Origin of the sequence: Halobium salinum (assembly GCF_026586625.1) — an archaeon.
In the GTDB taxonomy this organism is placed as follows: Archaea; Halobacteriota; Halobacteria; order Halobacteriales; family Haloferacaceae; genus Halobium; species Halobium salinum.
In genome coordinates, this window is sequence record NZ_JAODIW010000008.1 from 327,607 (window position 1) to 346,323 (window position 18,717).

The window sequence follows — 18,717 nt, forward strand, 5'->3', positions numbered from 1 at the left end:
GCGTGAGAACGGGGGTTGAGTCGAGTCGGGTCGAGTCGACCGAGTCCGGTCGGCGGTCGAGCCGCTGCCGGTCAGTTCGACGCGTCCAGTTCGTCCACCAGTTCGTCCGCGACGCCGGTGTACCCCGTCGGCGTCAACGCGAGCAGCTCCTCCCTGACCGACTCGTCCACGTCGAGGTCGGCGAACAGCTCCCGGAAGTCCTCGATAGTGACGCGCCGCCCCCGAGTCAGCTCCTTCACACGCTCGTAGGCGTCGGTGTCGCCCTCGCGTCGCAGAATCGTCTGGACGGCCTCGCCGATGACTTCGGGGGTCGACTCCAACTCCTCGCGCATCACCCGCTCGTTCGGGACGACCTTCGAGAGGCCCGCACTCGCCTTCGAGTAGCCGACGAGACAGTGGGCGAACGCGGCCCCGACGTTGCGTTTCACCGTCGAGTCGGAGAGGTCCCGCTGGAGCCGCGAGGTGGTGACGTAGTCCGCGAGGAAGACGAGGTCGGAGTTCGCCTTCGAGAGGTTCCCCTCGGAGTTCTCGAAGTCGATGGGGTTCACCTTGTGGGGCATCGTCGACGACCCCGTCTCGCCCTCGACGGCCTCCTGGCCGAGATAGCGGTCGGAGACGTACAGCCACATGTCGCGGTCGAAGTCGAGTAGCACGTCGTTGACGCCCCGGAGGGCGTCGAACAGTGCCGCGAGGTCGTCACAGGGGTTCACCTGCGTCGTCAGGGGAACGTGTTCGAAGCCGAGCGAGCCGACGAACTCGCGGGAGAAGGCCCGCCAGTCCACGTCGGGGTAGGCGGCGACGTGGGCCGCGTAGGTGCCGGAGGCGCCGCCGAGTTTGCCGGCGAGGTCGTCGGTCGCCCCTCGAACGCGTCCCATCGCCGTCCCCAGTCGGGCGGCGTAGACGGCCATCTCCTTGCCGAACGTCGTCGGCGTCGCCGGCTGGCCGTGGGTCCGGGCGAGCATCGGCGTCCCGCGGTACTCCCGAGCCATCGCGGTCAGGTCGTCGCGCACGTCGGCGAGTGCGGGGAGGAGGACGTCGTCGACGGCGGGGCGCACGAGCAGGCGCTGAGCGAGGTTGTTCACGTCCTCGCTCGTGAGTCCGAAGTGAATCCAGGGGGAGAGCCGTTCGGCGTCGTCCACGTCGGCCGTTTCGCCGAGTCGCACCCGGAGGAAGTACTCGACGGCCTTCACGTCGTGGTTCGTCGCCGAGTAACCGGCCGCGCCCTCGGTCTCGAGGCGCTTGACGAGCCGTGCGTCGGCGGCGCCGAAGGACTCGTAGACGTCGCGGACGGCGGCCGCCTCCCCGTCGGAGAGCGAGAGCGGCGTCGCGTCGAGGTCGGCGAGCGCGAGCAGGTACTCGGCCTCGACCTCGACCCGGGCGCGCATCAGGCCGGCCTCGCTGGCGTAGGCGGAGAGCGGCGCCGTTCGGCCAGCGTACCGCCCGTCGAGGGGTGAGACGGCCGCCAGCGGGTCCTCGCGGGAGAGGCCGAAGGCGCCGCCGTCGGTCCCGCCGTCCGCGACGGTCGGCCCGGTGAAGTCGCCTGCGTCGTCGGTGTCGGTCATGGGTCGGGATGCCCGCGGAGCCCGCAAAAGCGTATCGGTGCGGAAGAACAGTTTCGTGTACAGGTGTGGCCCGAATCGGCCCGGTTCGGGGCGAGAATATCCACGAACGAGTACAACTCGCCCGCCGCAACCGGAACTGTTTTTCTCGCGGCCGAGGGTCTTTCGCACATGCTCACCATCGCCGGTCTCGCGAGCAACCGTGGCCGCAATCTCCTGAACCTGGCCGACCGCGCCCCCGGCGGGGCGAAACTGGGCGTCGTCGTCTCCAACCGGGAGGACGCACCCATCCTCGACGCCGCGGACGAGCGCGGCATCCCGACGGAAGTCGTCGTCCGCGACGAGGACGGCGGCGAGTCCCGCGAGTCCCACGAAGAGCGCATCCTCGAGGCGCTCTCAGACTACGGCGTCGACCTCGTCTGTCTCGACGGGTACATGCGTGTCCTCACGTCGACGTTCCTCGACGCGGCGCCGACGACGCTGAACGTCCACCCCTCCCTCCTACCGTCGTTCCCGGGGATGAACGCCCACGAGCAGGTGCTCGACGCCGGCGCCCGCGTCACCGGGTGCACCGTCCACGTCGTGAGCGAGGCGGTCGACGCCGGCCCCATCGTCACCCAGGAGTCGGTCCCGGTGTACGAAGACGACGCCGAATCGGACCTCAAGGAGCGCGTCCTCCACGAGGCGGAGTTCCGCGCCTACCCCCGCGCGGTCAAGTGGTTCGCCGAGGACCGCGTGACGGTCGACGACGCGACGGGGGAGGTGTCAGTCGACGGTGACGACGCCGGCGCCGGCGGGGAGGGGGACGGCGCGTTCCCCGCCCGCAAGGTCGACTCCTTCGACCGCGAGGCCGACCTGCGGTACGGGGAGAACCCCCACCAGGACGCCGCGCTGTACGCCGACCCGACCTGCGAGGAGGCGAGCGTCGTCCACGCCGACCAGTTGAACGAGGGCGCGAAGGCGCTGTCGTACAACAACTACAACGACGCCGACGCCGCACTGAACCTCATCAAGGAGTTCGACGAACCCGCCGCGGCCGTCATCAAGCACACCAACCCCGCCGGCTGTGCGACGAGCGACACCCTCGCCGACGCCTACGACCGCGCGCTCCGGACCGACGCCAAGAGCGCCTTCGGCGGCATCGTGGCGCTCAACCGCGAGTGCGACGCCGAGACCGCCGAGCAGGTGGTCGACTCGTTCAAGGAGGTCGTCGTCGCCCCCGGCTACACCGACGACGCGCTCTCCGTCCTCCGGGAGAAGGAGAACCTCCGCGTGCTCGACGTGGGCGACGCGGACGCCCTCGGCGACGTGAGCGAACGCTACACCGAGAAGGACCTCGTCGGCGGTCGACTCGTGCAGGAGCGCGACCTCTCCGCGCCGACGGTCGAGGACCTCGAAGTCGTCACCGAGCGCGAGCCCACCGACGAGGAGCTGGAGACGATGCTGTTCGCGTGGAAGACGCTCAAGCACGTGAAGTCGAACGGCATCGTGTTCGCGACCGGTACCGAGACGGTCGGCGTCGGGACGGGGCAGGTCTCCCGCGTCGACGCCGTGAAACTGGCCGCGATGAAGGCCGAGAAAGATGCAGATGGAAAGTCCGCGGAGGGCGCCGTGATGGCTTCGGACGCGTTCTTCCCGTTCCCGGACGGCATCGAGGAGGCCGTCGACGCCGGCGTCGACGCCGTGATTCAGCCCGGTGGCTCGGTGAACGACGACGACGTCATCGAAGCGGCGGACGAACACGACGTGGCGATGGCGTTCACCGGGAGTCGGTGCTTTAGACACGACTGAACGGGGTGAAGGAGGGTCTAAAGTTCGGAAGACGACCATAGGGAGTCTTCCGGTGTTTCAGGCACGACTGAGCGGTGTGAAGTCGGCCCCGGCACACGGGAGGCGACGCAGCTACTCCTCGCCGTCGCCGTCGATGGGAACGTCGGTCCCCACCGCGGAATCGACGTGGTCGTCGCCGTCGGCGGCGGTCCCGTCGATAGGTACGTCGGTTCCCTCTCCGGGGCGGACGGGGTCGACGCGGTCGGTACGGCCGACGTTCCGACCACCCCGTTCGTCGCCGACTCTCTCGGCGAGGTCGAGGGCGGTCTTCACGGCGCCGTACGTGTCGACACCGGTGCGCTCGTCCGGAGCGTCGCGAACCCCGGTACGGCGTTTCGCGAGGCGGTACCCCACGAACCCGCCGGCGGCGGCGCCGGCGACGACGGCGCCGGCCGTCCCGTAGTGTCGAAAACCGTGCTTCGCGGCCCACCGTGCGAGTGTCGTCTCTTCGGTCATCGGACCGCGGTAGGCCACTGTCGCGTTTCTACCTTCCGCCTGTGTGAACAGGGTTCCCGGTGAGTTGATACGTCGAGTTCGCGTCCGTCGCGACATGGTTTCGGACGAGCACACCCACGACACGCCCATCGCCGGCCTCGGCGAAATCGCCCTCCGCGTCGACGACCTCGACGCGATGGCGACGTTCTACGAGGAGGTCGTCGGCCTCCGGCGGATGGAGCGCTCGGAGACGATGGCGTTCTTCGACGTCGCGGCGGGAGTCGAGGGCCACACCCAGATTCTCGCGCTGTTCGACCGGAGCGAGCGCCAGGCCCACCCGCCCGAGTCGGGCCGGAGCACGCTCGACCACTTCGCGTTCGGCATCCCGCTCGACGCCTACGAGGACGAACGCGAGCGTCTGCGAGGCCACGGCATCGACCCCGAGGAGACGACGTTCGAGTGGGTGTCGTGGCGGTCGCTGTTCTTCTACGACCCGGAGGGGAACCACGTCGAACTCGTCGCGTACGACCCCGACGCGGGCGAGGCGCCGCCGCGGGAGTAGCTCGCGCAGGTGGGCGGCGTCGGCGGGCCGCCGAGACGACCCGACCACGACAGGTTCATCCGTCCGACACTCCGAGACGGAGTAATGGCCACGCGACGGTCGCTCCTCGCGGCGCTCGCCGGCTTCGTCGGCGGCGCCGGGGCGGCGACGTACACGGAGTACCCCGAGCGCTGGGACCTCCCCGACAGCACCCCGCTCCCGCCGATTCCAGAGCAGGAAGAGCGGACGCCGATGCCGACGCCCGAACCCGGCGAGGCGCCCGACCCGGACTCGCTTCGCGGCCGCGCCCGACAAGAGGGCCTGGAGGCTAGGCCCGGTGTCGTCTACCTCGAAATCGACCGCGGCGGCGGACGCTACGGCGCCGGCACGGGCTGGGTGCTCGACGAGGGACGCATCGTCACCAACGGTCACGTCGTCGGGGCCGCGACGGACGTGACCTGCTACACGCTGGCGGGTGAGCGCCTCGAAGTCGAGGTGGTCGGGACGAGCCAACGCCCGGACGTAGCCCTCCTCGCCACCGACGACCCGGTGCCGGCGACGCTCCCGACTGGGTCGAGCGACGACCTCGAGTCCGACCAGCCGCTCGTGCAGGTCGGCCACCCGGGCGGCGTCGGCTACTGGGTCATCTCTCTCGGTCGGCTCCGACGCGGTCGAGGGTTCGGCTTCGTCGGCGGCGACCAACTGGTCTCGACGGTGCCGAGCGCGCAGGGCTCCAGTGGCTCCCCGCTCCTGAACCTCGACGGCGAGGTCGTGGGCCTGACCTACGCGGGCGTGCCGGAGACGACCCGCCGACCGGGGTCGGCGCCCGAGCCGAGCGACCCCCGCGTGCGGGAGTCCTTCGAGGTCGACACCGACTCGCTGCACGTCCCCGTCGAGACGGTGCTCGAGACGGTCGCGGACTGGGGCTGAGCGTCGCGGAGGCGACGCCGGAGGGTCGGCGCCACCCGGTCCGACACGCCTAAGCGACCGCCCTCACTCTCCGAGAGCATGCAGTACCACGAGGCGGCGAACTTCCTGTTCGACCTCCGCCGGTTCCGGGTGAAACCCGGCACGGAGTCGATTCGGGAGCTGCTCGCACACCTCGGCGACCCCCACTCCGAGGTCGACTTCGTCCAGGTCGCGGGGTCGAACGGGAAAGGGAGCACGGCGAGGATGGTGGAGTCGGTCTGTCGCGAGGCGGGACTCCGGACGGGCCTCTACACCTCCCCACACTTCGACGACCTCCGCGAGCGAATCCGCATCGACGGCCGGAAGATGACGAAGGGAGCCGTGGCGACGTTCGTCGCGGCGGCGAAGCCGTTCCTCGTCGAGCGGGCCGCCGCCGGGAAGCCGCTCACCTTCTTCGAGGTCGTCACCGCGATGGGGCTCTGGCAGTTCGGCCGACGCGAGGTCGACCTGGCCGTCCTCGAAGTCGGGATGGGCGGCGAACTCGACGCGACGAGCGTCGTCTCACCCGTCGCGAGCGCGGTGACGAACGTGACGCTCGAACACACCGCCGTCCTCGGCGACACCGTAGCGGAGATAGCGACGACGAAGGCCGCCGTCGCCCCCGACGGCGCGCCGCTCGTCACCGCCGCGACCGGCGAGGCGCTCGACGTGCTCCGCAGGGAGGCCGGCGAGCTCCTCGTGGTCGGCGAGACGGGAGCGGACGGCGACGGGGACGGAGACGGGAGCGGTGGTCGGGCCACAGAATCCGAAGCGGACCTCCTCGTCGACTACGAGGGACGAATCAACGACCAAGAGTCGCGAGTCACCGTCGTCGACGACGAGCGGACGCTCTCGGCCCGGCTCCCGCTAATCGGGGCGTATCAGGCGTCGAACGCGGGCGTCGCGGTCGCGCTCGCACGGCAGGTGCTCGGCGCCGACACCGACGACGAGACGGTGGCACGGGGGCTCCGAAACGCCCACTGGCCGGGTCGATTCGAGGTCGTCGAACGCGAGCCGACGGTGGTGCTCGACGGCGCACACAACCCCGGCGCCTGCGCGGAGCTCGCCCGAACGGTCGACGAGTTCGACGTCGACGGCCTACACCTCGTGTTCGCCGCGATGCACGACAAGGACCACGCCGGGATGGCGGCGGCGCTCCCCGACGCCGACTCCGTCGTCACCTGCCGTCCGGCTATCGACCGCGCCGAGGACCCCGAGGTACTCGCGCGGGTCTTCCGGAACGACGGCGTCGACGACGTGCGCGTCGTGGACACGGTCGCGGACGCGGTCCGCGACGCGCGAGAACGCGCCGCACCCGGCGAGTTCGTGCTCGTCACTGGCTCGCTCTTCCTCGTCGCCGAGGCCCGCGCGCCCTACTCCCGGGTGACGGTGCCGAGGACGGTACAGGACCGCGACGACGCGAGCCGGGTGCTCGCCGGCGCCGACGTGACCGCCGAGGACCGCGAACGGACGGCCGACGAGACCGTCCACCGGACGGTACGGACGCGCGTCCAGCGCCGGCAGGCACGGGAACTCCGCGCCGAGATGCTCGACGTCGGCGGCGCCTGTGTGAGTTCGGGCCTGCGAAGCGGCGGCGAACTGGTCGAGGTCGTGCTGTCGGGGACGCTCGCGCAGTTTGCGGCGTTGGTCGACGCGCTCGACGGTCAGGGATTGGGGTTGTCGGGCGTCGCCGCCGAACTCGCCGCGTCGGTCGGCCTCGACAGCCCGGCCGGTCTCGACGACCCGGTCGACACCGACACCGACCGGGAGCGCGACGGCTACCCGTGGGCGGACCGGACGGCCGTGATGGGTATCCTGAACGTCACCCCCGACTCCTTCCACGACGGCGGCGAGTACCTCGATCCCGGGGTAGCCATCGACAGGGCGACGGAGATGGTCGGCGCCGGCGCCGACGTCATCGACGTGGGCGGCGAGTCCACCCGCCCCGGCGCCGACCCGGTCACCGTCGACGAGGAGAAACGCCGGGTCCTCCCCGTCGTCGAGGCGCTCGTCGACCTCGACGTGACCGTCTCGGTCGACACGCGCCGGGCGGAAGTCGGCGAGGCCGCACTCGACGCCGGCGCCGACGTGCTCAACGACGTGACCGGGCTATCCGACCCTGAGATGCGCTTTCTCGCCGCCGAGCGGGAGGTGCCGGTCATCGTGATGCACAGCATCGACGCGCCCGTCGTCCCCGGGAAGGACGTCGAGTACGACGACGTGGTCGAGGACGTAATCGCCGAACTCCGCGAGCGCGTCCTGCTCGCCGAGAAGGCCGGGATTCCGAGAGCGCGAGTGGTCGTCGACCCCGGCCTCGGCTTCGGGAAGTCGAAGGCGGAGAACTTCGAACTGCTCGGGCGACTGGAGGAGTTCCGCGCGCTCGGCTGTCCGGTCCTCGTCGGCCACTCCCACAAGTCGATGTTCGAACTCGTCGGCGGCGACGGCGGCGACGACCTGCCGAGCACGGTCGCCGGGTCGGCAGTCGCGGCCGCGAACGGCGCCGACCTCGTCCGCGTCCACGACGTGGCGGAGAACGTCCGGGCGGTCCGGGTCGCGGAGGCTGCGAGCGACCCGTCGCAGTTCGGGGACGAGAGTCAGGACTGAGGGCTGGGCAGTGTGGCACAGATGGGGCGAACAGGCGACTCGTCGAGGACCGGAGACGGGTGTCGCACTCGTCGGACCAGGACTCCGCGGCGGAGTCTCGACCGTCGTCGGAACGGCTGGCGGGCCGTCCCGATGTCGGACCGCTCCGGGTGGGTGGTCAGGACACGACGGTCGTGGTCCCGGCACCGTACTTCAACTCCCGTGTCGAGGCCCGGGCTCGATTCGTCCCCGGTTCGCCTCGTGGCCTCGGCCCCGACCCGTCTCCGGTTCGCTCGCGGCGACGACGAATCCGAAACACGAAACGTTGAAACGCCCGACCCCGGAACGTAGAGCCATGGAACTGCGGGTCATCGACAAGACCGACGAGGAACTCCGGATGGAGGTAGCCGGCGAGGACCACACGTTCATGAACGTACTGAAGGGCGCACTGCTGGAGACGGAGGGTGTCGCGGCCGCGACGTACGACGTGAACCCCGAGCAGTCCGGGGGGCAGACCGACCCCATCCTCTCGGTGAAGACAGAGGGCGGTCTCGACCCGCTCGACGCCGTCGCCGAGGCCTCCCGCCGCGTCCAGGACATGACCGCCGACTTCTACGACGCCTTCGAGGCCGCGCTGTAGGCGCCGCTCCCGTCCCGAGGGCCGATAGACACAACCACGGCGAGGCCGTCTTTCCGCCAACGACGCGGGCGCGGATTCAGCTCCGAACACGGAGGAGCCGTGGACCCCCGTCGACGCTACACACATGTCTCAAGCGTCAGAAACGTCCGGAGTGAACGCGTCGGTCGACAGGAAGACCGTCGCGAAGGCGCTCGCCGGGTTCGTCGTCGCCGGAGTCGTCCTCTACCTGTTCGGCCGGGTCATCGGCTGGGCGGAGATAACGCGGACGCTCCGGGACGCGAACTTCGCGTGGGTAGCCGCCGCCTGCGGGTCGAGCCTCCTCTGTTTACTGGTGTGGTCGAAGTCGTGGGACGTCATTCTCCACCTCCTCGACGTCCACATCCCGTGGCGGTCGCTCGTTCCGACGTACCTCGCGGCGACGTTCGCGGACTACGTCACGCCGTTCGGCAAGGCCGGGGGGAGCCCGTTCATCGCCTACATTCTCTCGGCGGACGACCGCGCGAACTACCAGGAGAGCCTCGCCGGTGTCGTCACCGCCGACCTGCTGAACCTCCTCCCCTTCTTTACGTTCGCCGGCGTGGGGTTCGTCGCCCTGCTGGTGCAGAATCGCGTCCCGCAGAACGCGCGGGGGCTCATCGTCGGCCTCGCAGTTCTCGCCGTCGCCATGCCGCTCATCATCTACCTGAGCTACCGCAGACGCGACTTCGTCGAGGGGCTCGTAGTCAAGGTCGTCGGACCGATCGCCAGGCGGACGGAGCGCATCGACGCCGAGAAGATTCGCGACCGGGTCGACGGGTTCTACGACCGCATCGACATCATCGGCGGCAACCCCCGTGTGATGGTGCACACGCTCGTCTACGCCTTCGTTGGCTGGGTGCTGTTCGCCGCCCCGCTGTACCTCAGCGCGCGGTCGCTGGGCATCACCATCGACCCGCTCATCGTGCTGTTCATCGTCCCCGCGAGCACGCTCGCCGGCGTCACCCCCACCCCCGGCGGACTGGGCGGCGTCGAGGCGGCCATCGTCGGTCTCCTCGTCGCGCTCACGCCGCTCGGCACGGGGACGGCCGCCGCGGTCGCGCTGCTGTACCGGGTAGCGAGCTACTGGTTCGTCGTGCTCGTCGGCGGCGTCGCGACCGGGTACGAAATCTACGCGCACTGAGTCGGCCAAGTGGGTGACGCCGGTCGGCACTACGGTGCCGTCTCCGACCGCGTCAGCCCCGGTGGCTCTCGCTCCCCTCGTACGTCTTCTCGCCGGCCTCGATTCGGGTCTCGAGCCAGTTCGAGGCCGGGACGAGCGGGCACTCGTAGGCCGCGGAGTACGCACAGAACGGGTTGTACGCGCGGTTGAAGTCGACCACCCAGCGGCCGTCGTCGGTCCGGTCTTCGTCGGCGTCGAGGTCGACGTACCGACCCGCGCCGTACGTCTCCTCGCCGCTGGTCCCGTCGCGGAAGGGGAGCCAGAACCCCTCGTCTTCGTCGTCGCCGGCGTTTCGGAACGCCCGAAGGGTGTGCTCCTCCTCGTCGAGGTCGAAGCGGAAGACCCCCCACGCGACGTACTCGCGGACGCCGTCGGTCGTCGTCTCGACGGTGAGCGTCTCCTTCTCGTCTGCCTCCTGCAGGTCGAGTTCGAAGCGGTACGCCGGGTCGGGGTCGAAGTAGTCGAGCCCCTCGAACCCCTCGCGTTCCCCCTCCGGGAGCGGGGAGTGGGGGTGCTCACGCAGGAACTCGTCTTTCTCGTCGCGGTGGGTCTGGAGGTCGGACCGCCAGTCGTTCTCGGATACGTGAGACATGGGGAGGTAGTACGCGTCGCCGCGTTATCAACTCGGTCCCTCCGCCCCGACGCGGCGCCGGAGCGTTCGGTGAGGCTGTTCTCCCGTACCGAACCGCAATCGACGCTCTCGAGGCGACGCGACGACGACGGGTGAAAATCGGGGGACTGGATGGACCGAACCGGCCCGGACCGGACGTGTGGACGCGGACACCGAGTCGGGTCGGCCGGTCTCAGGCGGACTGCTGCATCATGCCACGCATGTCGTCGTCCGAGACGTCCATGTCGTGGTGGTCCTTCGCGTGCTTTCGGACGACGTCCATGACCTCGCGTTCGTCGCTCGACTCGACCGAGAAGTCACAGTCCATCCCCGCGTCACGACAGCTGATACGGTGTTTCATGGTCCTCACGCTCCCGAAGAGCGAGGGGAGGTAGGGGTGTGAGAGGAATACTCCTTCCTGTGAACCGGCGTCTCGGGATTCACAACAGCGGCCGAGAGCGTCTCAGAGCCGGACCGGCACGTCGTGCTCGGCGAGGAACTCCTTACACTCGCCGATGGAGTACTCGTCGAAGTGGAAGATGGAGGCCGCGAGCGCGGCGTCCGCGTCGGCCTCGGTGAACACCTCGTACATGTCCTCCGGGCCGCCACAGCCCGAGGAGGCGATGACCGGCGTCGAGACGTTGTCGCAGACGGCGCGGGTGAGCGGGATGTCGTAGCCATCCTTCGTCCCGTCGGCGTCGATGGAGTTGACGAACAGTTCGCCGGCGCCGCGGTCGGCGGCCTCGCCCGCCCACTCCACGACGTCGCGACCGGTGCCCTCGCGACCGCCTTTCACCGTGCACTCGAACCAGCAGGACTCGCCGTCGACCTGCTCGTAGTGCTCCCCTTGCTCGTCGTAGCGGCGGCGGGCGTCGACGGAGATGACGATGCACTGGCTTCCGAACGCCTTCGCGCCCTCCTCGACGAGTTCGGGGCGCTCCAGCGCGGCGGTGTTGATGGACACCTTGTCGGCGCCGGCGCGGAGGGTCTCCTTGATGTCCGCCTCCGTTCGGATGCCGCCGCCGACGGTGAGCGGGATGAACACCTCGTCGGCGACGGCGGAGACGGTGTCGAGCATCGTCTCTCTGCCTTCGGCCGAGGCGGTGATGTCGAGGAAGACGAACTCGTCGGCGCCGGCCTCGTTGTAGGCGCGAGCCATCTCGACCGGGTCGCCGGTGTACTCGAGGTCCTCGAAGTTGACACCCGTGTACACCGCCGGGTTTCCGTCCTCGTCCAGGTCCACGTCGATACAGGGGATGACGCGCTTCGTCAGCATTCGTTACCGGAGGTTCGCGGGTCGCGCGTTTCACGGTTTCGACAGCGGCGACTGGTCGGGAGGCAGTAGTCGAGGACGGCGAGCGAGGACGACAGGCGAAGACGACGAGAAAAGACCGTGTCGGGGTATCGCCCCGGCTAGACGTTGTTCATCCGCTGTTGGGTCTGTAGTCCACAGACCGAGCAGACGGTGACGCGGTACGGTTCGCGGGAGAACTCGGTGTTCGCTTTCTTCTTCGACTCGGTGACGATGCTAATCGACACGTCGTGGGGGGTGTCGTCGCCGCACGCCTCGCACGGCTCGACGAACAGCTGTTGTCGCGGGTGTTTCGTTGCCATCGGTGGGGGTGTCCGGCGTCTGTGCCCGGAGCGGTCCGGGCGTCCCGAGTCGGTCGACGGGTGCCGACCGACGGAGACTGATCGCGCGCCGGGACGATCACGATGGCACGCCGCTTGCGGCGGCATGCATTCCGGCTGTCACGGGTCGGATGGCCGCGTGACGCTTCGCTCGTACGCCAGGCGGCCGCATAACAGGGAGTCATCGTCCCGAGCCTGCAACGGTCCGGAAACGGGACTCGTCCGGCAAAGTGACGGTTTACCGGCCCCAACGGTGCGTTGACCGGACGGTCGGCTCACGGAGCGGAAACGTAACTGGGGGCGTAATCAGACGCCGGCGGGCGTTCGGCGGCCGTCGACGCTCAGCGGACCGCGAGCACCCGCGCCTCGTAGGGGCGGAGTTCTTCGACCCCGACCTCGTCGACCGTCGTGTCGTAGTTGCTGACGAGCGTCTCGACGTCGAGTCCGCGGATGGACGCCGGCGGCTCGAACGTCGTCGCCGTGTCAGAGAAGTTCAGCACGACGAGCACGCGCTCGCCGCCGTCGCCCTCGTCGGGGTCGGTCTCCTCGCCGGACGGCTCGTCACCGTCCCGCTCGAACTCCCGTTCGGGGGCGAGTTCGCGCTCGTACACCCACAGACACTCGTGGTCGGGGAGGTGGAGGGTGTACGTCCCGTAGACGAGCACGTCGTGGTCGTGACGCAGGTCGATGACGCGGCGGTAGTACTCGAGCACCGACTCCGTGTCGCCGCGCTCCGCCTCGACGTTGATTCTGGTGTGGTTCGGGTTGACCGGAATCCACGGCGTCCCCTCGGTGAACCCGGCCTGCGCCCCGTCCGTCCACTGCATCGGCGTCCGGGCGTTGTCCCGCGAGCGGTGCCGAACGAGTTCGAGCATCTCCTCCTCGCTGCCGAATCGACCCTGCTTGCGGGCGACCTCGACGTTGCGGATGGTGTCGACGTCGCGCACCTCGTCGAGCCCGGAGAACGGGTAGTTCGTCATGCCGATCTCGTCGCCCTGGTAGATGTAGGTGGTCCCCTGGAGCGTCATGAGGACGGTCGCGAGCAGTTTCGCGGACTCCCGGCGGAACTGGCCGTCGTGGCCGAACCGCGACACCATCCGGGGCTCGTCGTGGTTGCCCATGTAGACGCTGTTCCACCCTTCCTCCTCCAGTCCGTTCTGCCAGCGGGTCAGCGTCCGTTTCAGTTCACGGACCGACCACTCGCCTTTGTCCCAGCGCCCGTGGTGCCCGAAGTCGAGGCGCATGTGGTCGAAGTTGAACGCCATGCTCATCCCGTCGCCGTGGGGGCCGATGAACTGCTTCGCCTCCTCGACGGAGAGGTCGACCATCTCGCCGACGGTCATCGCGTCGTAGTTCGACAGCACCCGGTCGTACATCTCGCCGAGGAACTCGTGGATGCGCGGCCCGTTGACGAACTGGTCGGCGCCGCGGACGATGGCGTCGTCGTCCTCGCCGTCCGGGAACCCCTCGGGCTTCGAGAGGACGTTGATGACGTCCATACGGAACCCGTCGATGCCCTTCTCCAGCCACCACTCCATCATCTCGAAAATCTCCGTCCGGACCGCGGGGTTGTCCCAGTTGAGGTCCGGCTGTTTCTCGTGGAACAGGTGGAGGAACCACTCCTGGGAGGCCTCGTCGTACGTCCACGCCGGGCCACCGAAGAACGACTCCCAGTTGTTGGGCGGGCGTTCGGCGGCCGCCCCGGCGCCGGCGGTCGAACTCCCCCCGGACGCGCCGTCGGGGCCCTGCGTCTCGACTGGCTCACCGTCCTCCCAGACGTAGTAGTCGCGGAACTTCGAGTTCGGGTCGTTCCGGGCCTCGACGAACCACTCGTGTTCGTCGCTGGTGTGGTTGACGACGAGGTCCATGATGAGTTTCATGTCCCGGTCGTGCAACCCCGCGAGGAGTTCCTCCCAATCCGCCATCGTCCCGAACTTGTCCATAATCGACCGGTAGTCCGACACGTCGTACCCGTTGTCGGCCTCGGGCGACTCGTAGACCGGGTTGAGCCAGACGACGTCGACGCCGAGGTAGTCGAGGTAGTCCAACTTCTCGACGAGGCCGGGGATGTCGCCGATGCCGTCGCCGTCGCTGTCGTTGAAACTCCGCGGATAGACCTGATAGACGACTGCTTCCTTCCACCACTCTCTATCGATACGCGGCACGCTCACTGTACGGCTCTCTCCCGTGCGTGTTCTTTGTTCCGTCGGTTCGCCCCGTCGAGTTCGTGGCCGAATGTTGATATTTTCGGCGTCGAAGCGCCACTCGACGCCGAGGCGACGCTCGGTCCGACGGCGCATCCGGGTCGGGGTTTTACTCCACGCCAGTCAGGTGGTACACTCGTGCCTCCCACGGGCGGAGGACGTACTCGCTCGGGTCGTCGGTCTCGCCGACCTCGTCGTAGTTCGAGAGGAGGAGCTCGACCTCGTCTGCGCCGTCCACGTCGGGCGTCCAGATGGGGTGGTCGCCGTCGTGGTCCTCGGGGTTCGGCACCTCGAAGAACGTCTCGGTGTCCGAGAAGTTGAGCGTCACGAGCAGTCGCTCGTCGTCGAGCGAGCGCGTGTACGACCACAGCTCCGGGTGGTCGAACCAGAGGTCGTCGTAGCCGCCGTAGACGAGGATTTCGTGGTCGTCGCGGAGGTCGAACAGGCGGCGGTAGTACTCCAGGACGGAGTCGGGGTCGCCGCGCTCCACCTCGACGTTGATCTCGTCGTGGTTCCCCGCCACCTTGAGCCACGGTTCGCCCGTCGTGAACCCGGCGTTGTCCGTGTCGTCCCACTGCATCGGGGTTCGGGCGTTGTCGCGGCTGTTCGCCTCGAGTCCCTCGCGTACCTGCTCGAAGCTGTCGATATCGCCGGATTCGAGGGCGTTTCGGACCGGCTGGAGCGTCTCCACGTCGCGGAACTCCTCCAGGGAGTCGAAGGAGACGTTCGTCATGCCGAGTTCCTCCCCCTGGTACACGTAGGGGGTGCCCTGCATCGTGTGTAACAGCGTGCCGAGCAGTTTCGCGGACTCCCGTCGGTACTCCTCGTCGTTGCCGAACCGCGAGACCATCCGGGGCTGGTCGTGGTTGTTGAGATACAGCGAGTTCCAGCCGTCGTCCTGCAGGCCGTGCTGCCACTTCGAGAACACGCCTTTCAGCTCCCGGAGGTCCCAGTCGCTCGTCTCCCATATCTCTCCGCCCTGGTCGAGCAGGACGTGTTCGAAGTGGAAGATCATGCTCAGCCCGTCGCCGTCGCGGCCGACGTAGCGCTGGGCCTCGTCCATCGCCATGTCGCTCCCGATGCACTCGCCGACGGTGAGGAGGTCCTCGGAGAGGACGCGGTCGCCCATCTCGCCGAGGTACTCGTGGACCTTCGGCCCGTCGATGGTGCCGCCGAAGTCCGAGGGTTCGGGCGGATCGTGTTGCGTGATGGCGTCGGGCTTCGAGATGAGGTTGATGACGTCCATGCGGAACCCGTCGATGCCCTTCTCCAGCCAGAACTCCATCATCTCGAAGACGTCCTCGCGGACCTGCTCGTTCTCCCAGTTGAGGTCCGGCTGTTTCACGTCGAAGAGGTGGAGGTACCACTCCTCGGAAGCCTCGTCGTACTCCCACGCGGGGCCGCCGAAGAAGGAGCCCCACTCGTTGGGCGGCGCCTCGCCCTCGGGCCCGCGGTGCCCGGTGAAGCCGTCGACGTCGGTGCGGCCCTGCCGCCAGATGTAGTAGTCGCGGTACTCCGAATCCGGCTCGTCACGGGAGTTGACGAACCACTCGTGCTCGTCGCTCGTGTGGTTCACCACGAGGTCCATGATGAGCCTGATGTCGCGGTCGTGGAGGCCCTCCAGCAGGTCCTCCCAGTCGTCCATCGTCCCGAACTCGGCCATGATGGAGCGGTAGTCGGCGATGTCGTACCCGTTGTCGGCGTTGGGGGACTCGTACACCGGGTTGAGCCAGATGCAGTCGACGCCGAGGTAGTCGAGGTAGTCCAGCTTCTCGATGATGCCCGGGATGTCGCCCACGCCGTTGCCGTCCGTGTCGTTGAAACTACGCGGATAGATCTGATAGACGACCGCCTCCTTCCACCACTGGCGGTCGATCTCGTCGCGCGTCACGCCACTCATGTCACGTTGACTCACTCGCGCCTCCCATTTAGGTGAATCGTCGGACGTCGCGTCTGTCGGTCGGTACCACGTCTACACGGCAGCCGTCGGTCCGAACGGCGGCGGCGGTCCACCTGGCTTTTTGTAGCGGCGCCTCCGACCTGCATCTATGGCAGACCACAGTCACGGGTCGGGGTCGGGTCCGGCGGAGGACCGCGACGGCTCGCCGCACAACCACAGCGACAACCCGGCGACGGGGCGGACGACCTCGCCGATGCAGGCGTACTCGACGAAGGAGGTCGGAATCGGCTTCGCGGTCCTCCTCGTCGGCCTGCTCGTCGTCTTCGGCGTCCCGTTGCTGTTCTGATTTCTCGACGCAGTTCTCGGTGACGGACACCGTCACCGTCTCGCTCCCGCCTTCAGCGGCCGCGCTCGCGTTCCGTGACGACCGAGGTCGTCCCGAAGCGCTCGACGACCGGTTCAGTCCAGGCCCTGGGCTAGCACGTCCCGAAGCTCCCGAATCTCGGCGACGCCGTACTCGAGTGACTCGTCGCCGACCGTCAGCTCCAGTCGACCGCTTCCGTCCGCCGAGCCGAGTTCGACCACGTCGGCGACGCCGTCGAAGCGCTCGGTCACCGACTCGGGGTCGGTCGTCTCGACGACGGCTCGGCCGGGCGTCTCGTCGAACAGCGCGAGGGCGTCGTCGACCGCCGCGGAGAGACCGGCGTCGTCGGTCACCATCTCGGCGAGCGCAACGGCGAGGCCGCCGTCGCTCACGTCGTGGACGGCGAGGGTCCCCTCGGCGTCGGCGACGTCGGCGATGGCCCTGAGAGTCGGGGTCGGCGTCTCGGGGAGCGCCGGGAACCGGTCGCTGCCGCCCGTCGTCGCGAGGTACTCGGAGCCGCCGAGGGCGCCACCGGCGTCGCCGACGAGGAGGAGCGTCCCCTCGCCGGAGAGCGCCGACCCGGGCGCCGAGTACCCCTCACGGGTGCCGACCATCGCGAGCGTCGGCGTCGGCGGGATGGGGCCGGCGACCGAGTCGTTGTACAGCGAGACGTTGCCGCCGACGACCGGGACCGACAGGTCCCGGCACATGTCGGCGAGACCGTCGACGATGCCTTTGAACCCCCCATAGACCGCCGGCTTCTCCGGGTTGCCGCCGTTGAGACAGTCGACCGCCGCGAGCGGGGTCGCGCCGACCGCCGCGAGGTTGGTCGCGTTCTCCAGCGCGACGGCGCGGGCGCCCTCGTAGGGTGCGCAGGCGGTCCAGTTCGGGACGGCGCCGGCGGAGAGCGCGAGGCCGACGCCGTTTCCGTCGCCCGTCTCAGTCTCCCTGATGGCCATCACCGCCGCGTCGTCGCCGGGTTCGACCGCGGTTCTGAGCCCGACCTCGTGGTCGTACTGGCGGTACACCCACCGCTTGCTCGCCGTCGAGGGGCTGGCGACGACCGCCTCGAACGCCTCGCCGAGGTCCGCGTCGGGGAGGTCGCGTTCCGGCTGGACCGGGTCGCCGCTGTCGAGGTCGTTCGTGGGTGCGCCGTCGGCGAGCAGTTCGGCGGGGACGTCGACGACGGTCTCGCGTTCGAGGTTGTCGTCTCCGTCCTCGCCCGGGAACGTACAGACGTAGTTCCCGTCGGTCACCTCGCCGATGACCGAACAGCCGAGGTCGAAGCGGGCGGCCAACTCGCGGACGCGCTCCACGTCTTCGGGGGCGACCTCGTAACACATCCGCTCCTGGGACTCCGCGAGCAGGATTTCGAGGGGGCTCATGTTCGGCTCGCGCTGGTGGACCCGGTCGAGGTCGATGCGGGCGCCGAGGTCGCCCTTCGCGACGAGTTCCGAGGAGGCGCCGCCCAGCCCGGCCGCGCCGAGGTCACGAGCCGACAGGAGCAGGTCCTCGTCAAGCAGCGCCTCGTTGCACTCGATGAGACGCTTCTCGGCGTAGGGGTCGCCGACTTGGACGGCAGGGCGGTCCTCGGTCTCCGCGTCCTCGGCGAGGTCCTCCGAGGCGAAGGAGGCGCCGCCCAGCCCGTCGCGACCGGTCGCGTTGCCGACGAGTACCAGCTTGTTGCCCGGCTCCTGTGCCACCGCGGTGACGAGGCGGTCCGAAGGGAGCAGACCGACGCAGGCGACGTTGACGAGGGGGTTCCCTTCGTACCCCTCGTGGAAGGCGACGCTGCCGCCGACCGTGGGGACGCCGATGCAGTTGCCGTAGTGGCTGATACCCTCGACGACGCCCTCCAGCAGGTAGCGGGTGTGCTCGCGGTCGAACCCGCCAAAATAGAGGGAGTCAGTCAGTGCGATAGGGTAGGCGCCCATCGACAGCGTGTCGCGGACGATGCCGCCGACACCCGTCGCCGCGCCGTCGAACGGGTCGACGTACGACGGGTGGTTGTGGCTCTCGATACCGAGGGTTATCCAGTGGTCGTCGCTTCCGGGGAGCGAGACGACGGCGGCGTCGTCGCCCGGGCCGACGACGACGTGCTCGCCCTCCGAGTCGAACGCGCCCAGCAGGGGCCGGGAGGAGCGGTAGGCACAGTGCTCGCTCCAGAGGTTCTCGAAGAGGGCGGCCTCCTCGGGCGTCGGGTCGCGCCCGAGCTCCGCCCGGATCAGGTCGTGGTCCGAATCGGCGAGACTCATCCACTCGTGTGGTCAGAA

The 18,717-nt window shown here is 68.9% G+C and carries 16 protein-coding genes; 7 read left to right on the forward strand and 9 right to left on the reverse strand.

Translation table 11 applies throughout. The annotated features are described in order from the left end of the window. Positions 1-71 precede the first annotated feature (71 nt). Positions 72-1,562: an adenylosuccinate lyase gene (gene purB, locus N5095_RS13795; RefSeq protein WP_267623473.1), complete on the reverse strand. Its 1,491-nt coding sequence runs from the start codon at positions 1,560-1,562 to the stop codon at positions 72-74. Positions 1,563-1,730: 168 nt separating this feature from the next. Here purB and purH point away from each other — a divergent pair, with 168 nt between their 5' ends. Beyond that, a complete protein-coding gene (gene purH / locus N5095_RS13800; RefSeq protein WP_267623474.1) occupies positions 1,731-3,350 on the forward strand; it encodes a bifunctional phosphoribosylaminoimidazolecarboxamide formyltransferase/IMP cyclohydrolase in 1,620 nt (539 codons plus the stop codon). A 111-nt stretch (positions 3,351-3,461) separates the two neighbouring features. On the opposite strand, the gene N5095_RS13805 is transcribed toward purH, so the two are convergent. After that, positions 3,462-3,845 (reverse strand): hypothetical protein, encoded by a 384-nt coding sequence (locus N5095_RS13805; protein WP_267623476.1) that lies wholly within the window; start codon positions 3,843-3,845, stop codon positions 3,462-3,464. Positions 3,846-3,939: 94 nt separating this feature from the next. On the opposite strand from N5095_RS13805, the gene N5095_RS13810 reads away from it, so the two are divergent. The 5 genes from N5095_RS13810 (at position 3,940) to N5095_RS13830 (ending at position 9,695) form a co-directional block, all read left to right on the forward strand. Then, entirely contained in the window at positions 3,940-4,386 is a 447-nt protein-coding gene (locus tag N5095_RS13810) for a VOC family protein (RefSeq protein WP_267623477.1), read from the forward strand. A gap of 84 nt (positions 4,387-4,470) precedes the next feature. Next, entirely contained in the window at positions 4,471-5,295 is an 825-nt protein-coding gene (locus N5095_RS13815; protein WP_267623478.1) for a S1 family peptidase, read from the forward strand. Between the two features lie 78 nt (positions 5,296-5,373). Next, on the forward strand, positions 5,374-7,917 hold the full coding sequence (folP, locus tag N5095_RS13820) for a dihydropteroate synthase (protein WP_267623479.1): 2,544 nt from the start codon (positions 5,374-5,376) through the stop codon (positions 7,915-7,917). A 334-nt stretch (positions 7,918-8,251) separates the two neighbouring features. Then, positions 8,252-8,536, forward strand: a complete 285-nt coding sequence (locus tag N5095_RS13825; protein ID WP_267623480.1) for a DNA-directed RNA polymerase subunit L — start codon at positions 8,252-8,254, stop codon at positions 8,534-8,536. 151 nt (positions 8,537-8,687) lie between these two features. Then, positions 8,688-9,695 (forward strand): lysylphosphatidylglycerol synthase transmembrane domain-containing protein, encoded by a 1,008-nt coding sequence (locus N5095_RS13830; protein ID WP_267623481.1) that lies wholly within the window; start codon positions 8,688-8,690, stop codon positions 9,693-9,695. A gap of 52 nt (positions 9,696-9,747) precedes the next feature. On the opposite strand, the gene N5095_RS13835 is transcribed toward N5095_RS13830, so the two are convergent. The 6 genes from N5095_RS13835 to N5095_RS13860 form a co-directional block, all read right to left on the reverse strand. Then, positions 9,748-10,326: a DUF1684 domain-containing protein gene (locus tag N5095_RS13835; RefSeq protein ID WP_267623483.1), complete on the reverse strand. Its 579-nt coding sequence runs from the start codon at positions 10,324-10,326 to the stop codon at positions 9,748-9,750. 211 nt (positions 10,327-10,537) lie between these two features. Then, positions 10,538-10,705 (reverse strand): DUF1059 domain-containing protein, encoded by a 168-nt coding sequence (locus N5095_RS13840; RefSeq protein WP_267623484.1) that lies wholly within the window; start codon positions 10,703-10,705, stop codon positions 10,538-10,540. A 102-nt stretch (positions 10,706-10,807) separates the two neighbouring features. Further along, entirely contained in the window at positions 10,808-11,620 is an 813-nt protein-coding gene (hisF, locus tag N5095_RS13845; RefSeq protein ID WP_267623486.1) for an imidazole glycerol phosphate synthase subunit HisF, read from the reverse strand. A gap of 137 nt (positions 11,621-11,757) precedes the next feature. After that, on the reverse strand, positions 11,758-11,958 hold the full coding sequence (locus N5095_RS13850; protein ID WP_267623487.1) for a DUF7835 family putative zinc beta-ribbon protein: 201 nt from the start codon (positions 11,956-11,958) through the stop codon (positions 11,758-11,760). 359 nt (positions 11,959-12,317) lie between these two features. After that, positions 12,318-14,141 (reverse strand): glycoside hydrolase family 13 protein, encoded by a 1,824-nt coding sequence (locus N5095_RS13855; RefSeq protein ID WP_390203448.1) that lies wholly within the window; start codon positions 14,139-14,141, stop codon positions 12,318-12,320. Between the two features lie 148 nt (positions 14,142-14,289). Then, positions 14,290-16,080: a glycoside hydrolase family 13 protein gene (locus N5095_RS13860; protein WP_267623490.1), complete on the reverse strand. Its 1,791-nt coding sequence runs from the start codon at positions 16,078-16,080 to the stop codon at positions 14,290-14,292. Positions 16,081-16,228: 148 nt separating this feature from the next. Between N5095_RS13860 and N5095_RS13865 the strand changes: the two genes are divergently transcribed. Beyond that, entirely contained in the window at positions 16,229-16,426 is a 198-nt protein-coding gene (locus N5095_RS13865; RefSeq protein WP_267623491.1) for a DUF7550 family protein, read from the forward strand. A gap of 113 nt (positions 16,427-16,539) precedes the next feature. Here N5095_RS13865 and purL read toward each other — a convergent pair whose 3' ends face one another. Further along, positions 16,540-18,699, reverse strand: coding sequence for a phosphoribosylformylglycinamidine synthase subunit PurL (gene purL / locus N5095_RS13870; protein WP_267623492.1), 2,160 nt, complete (start codon positions 18,697-18,699; stop codon positions 16,540-16,542). Between the last annotated feature and the right edge of the window lie 18 nt (positions 18,700-18,717).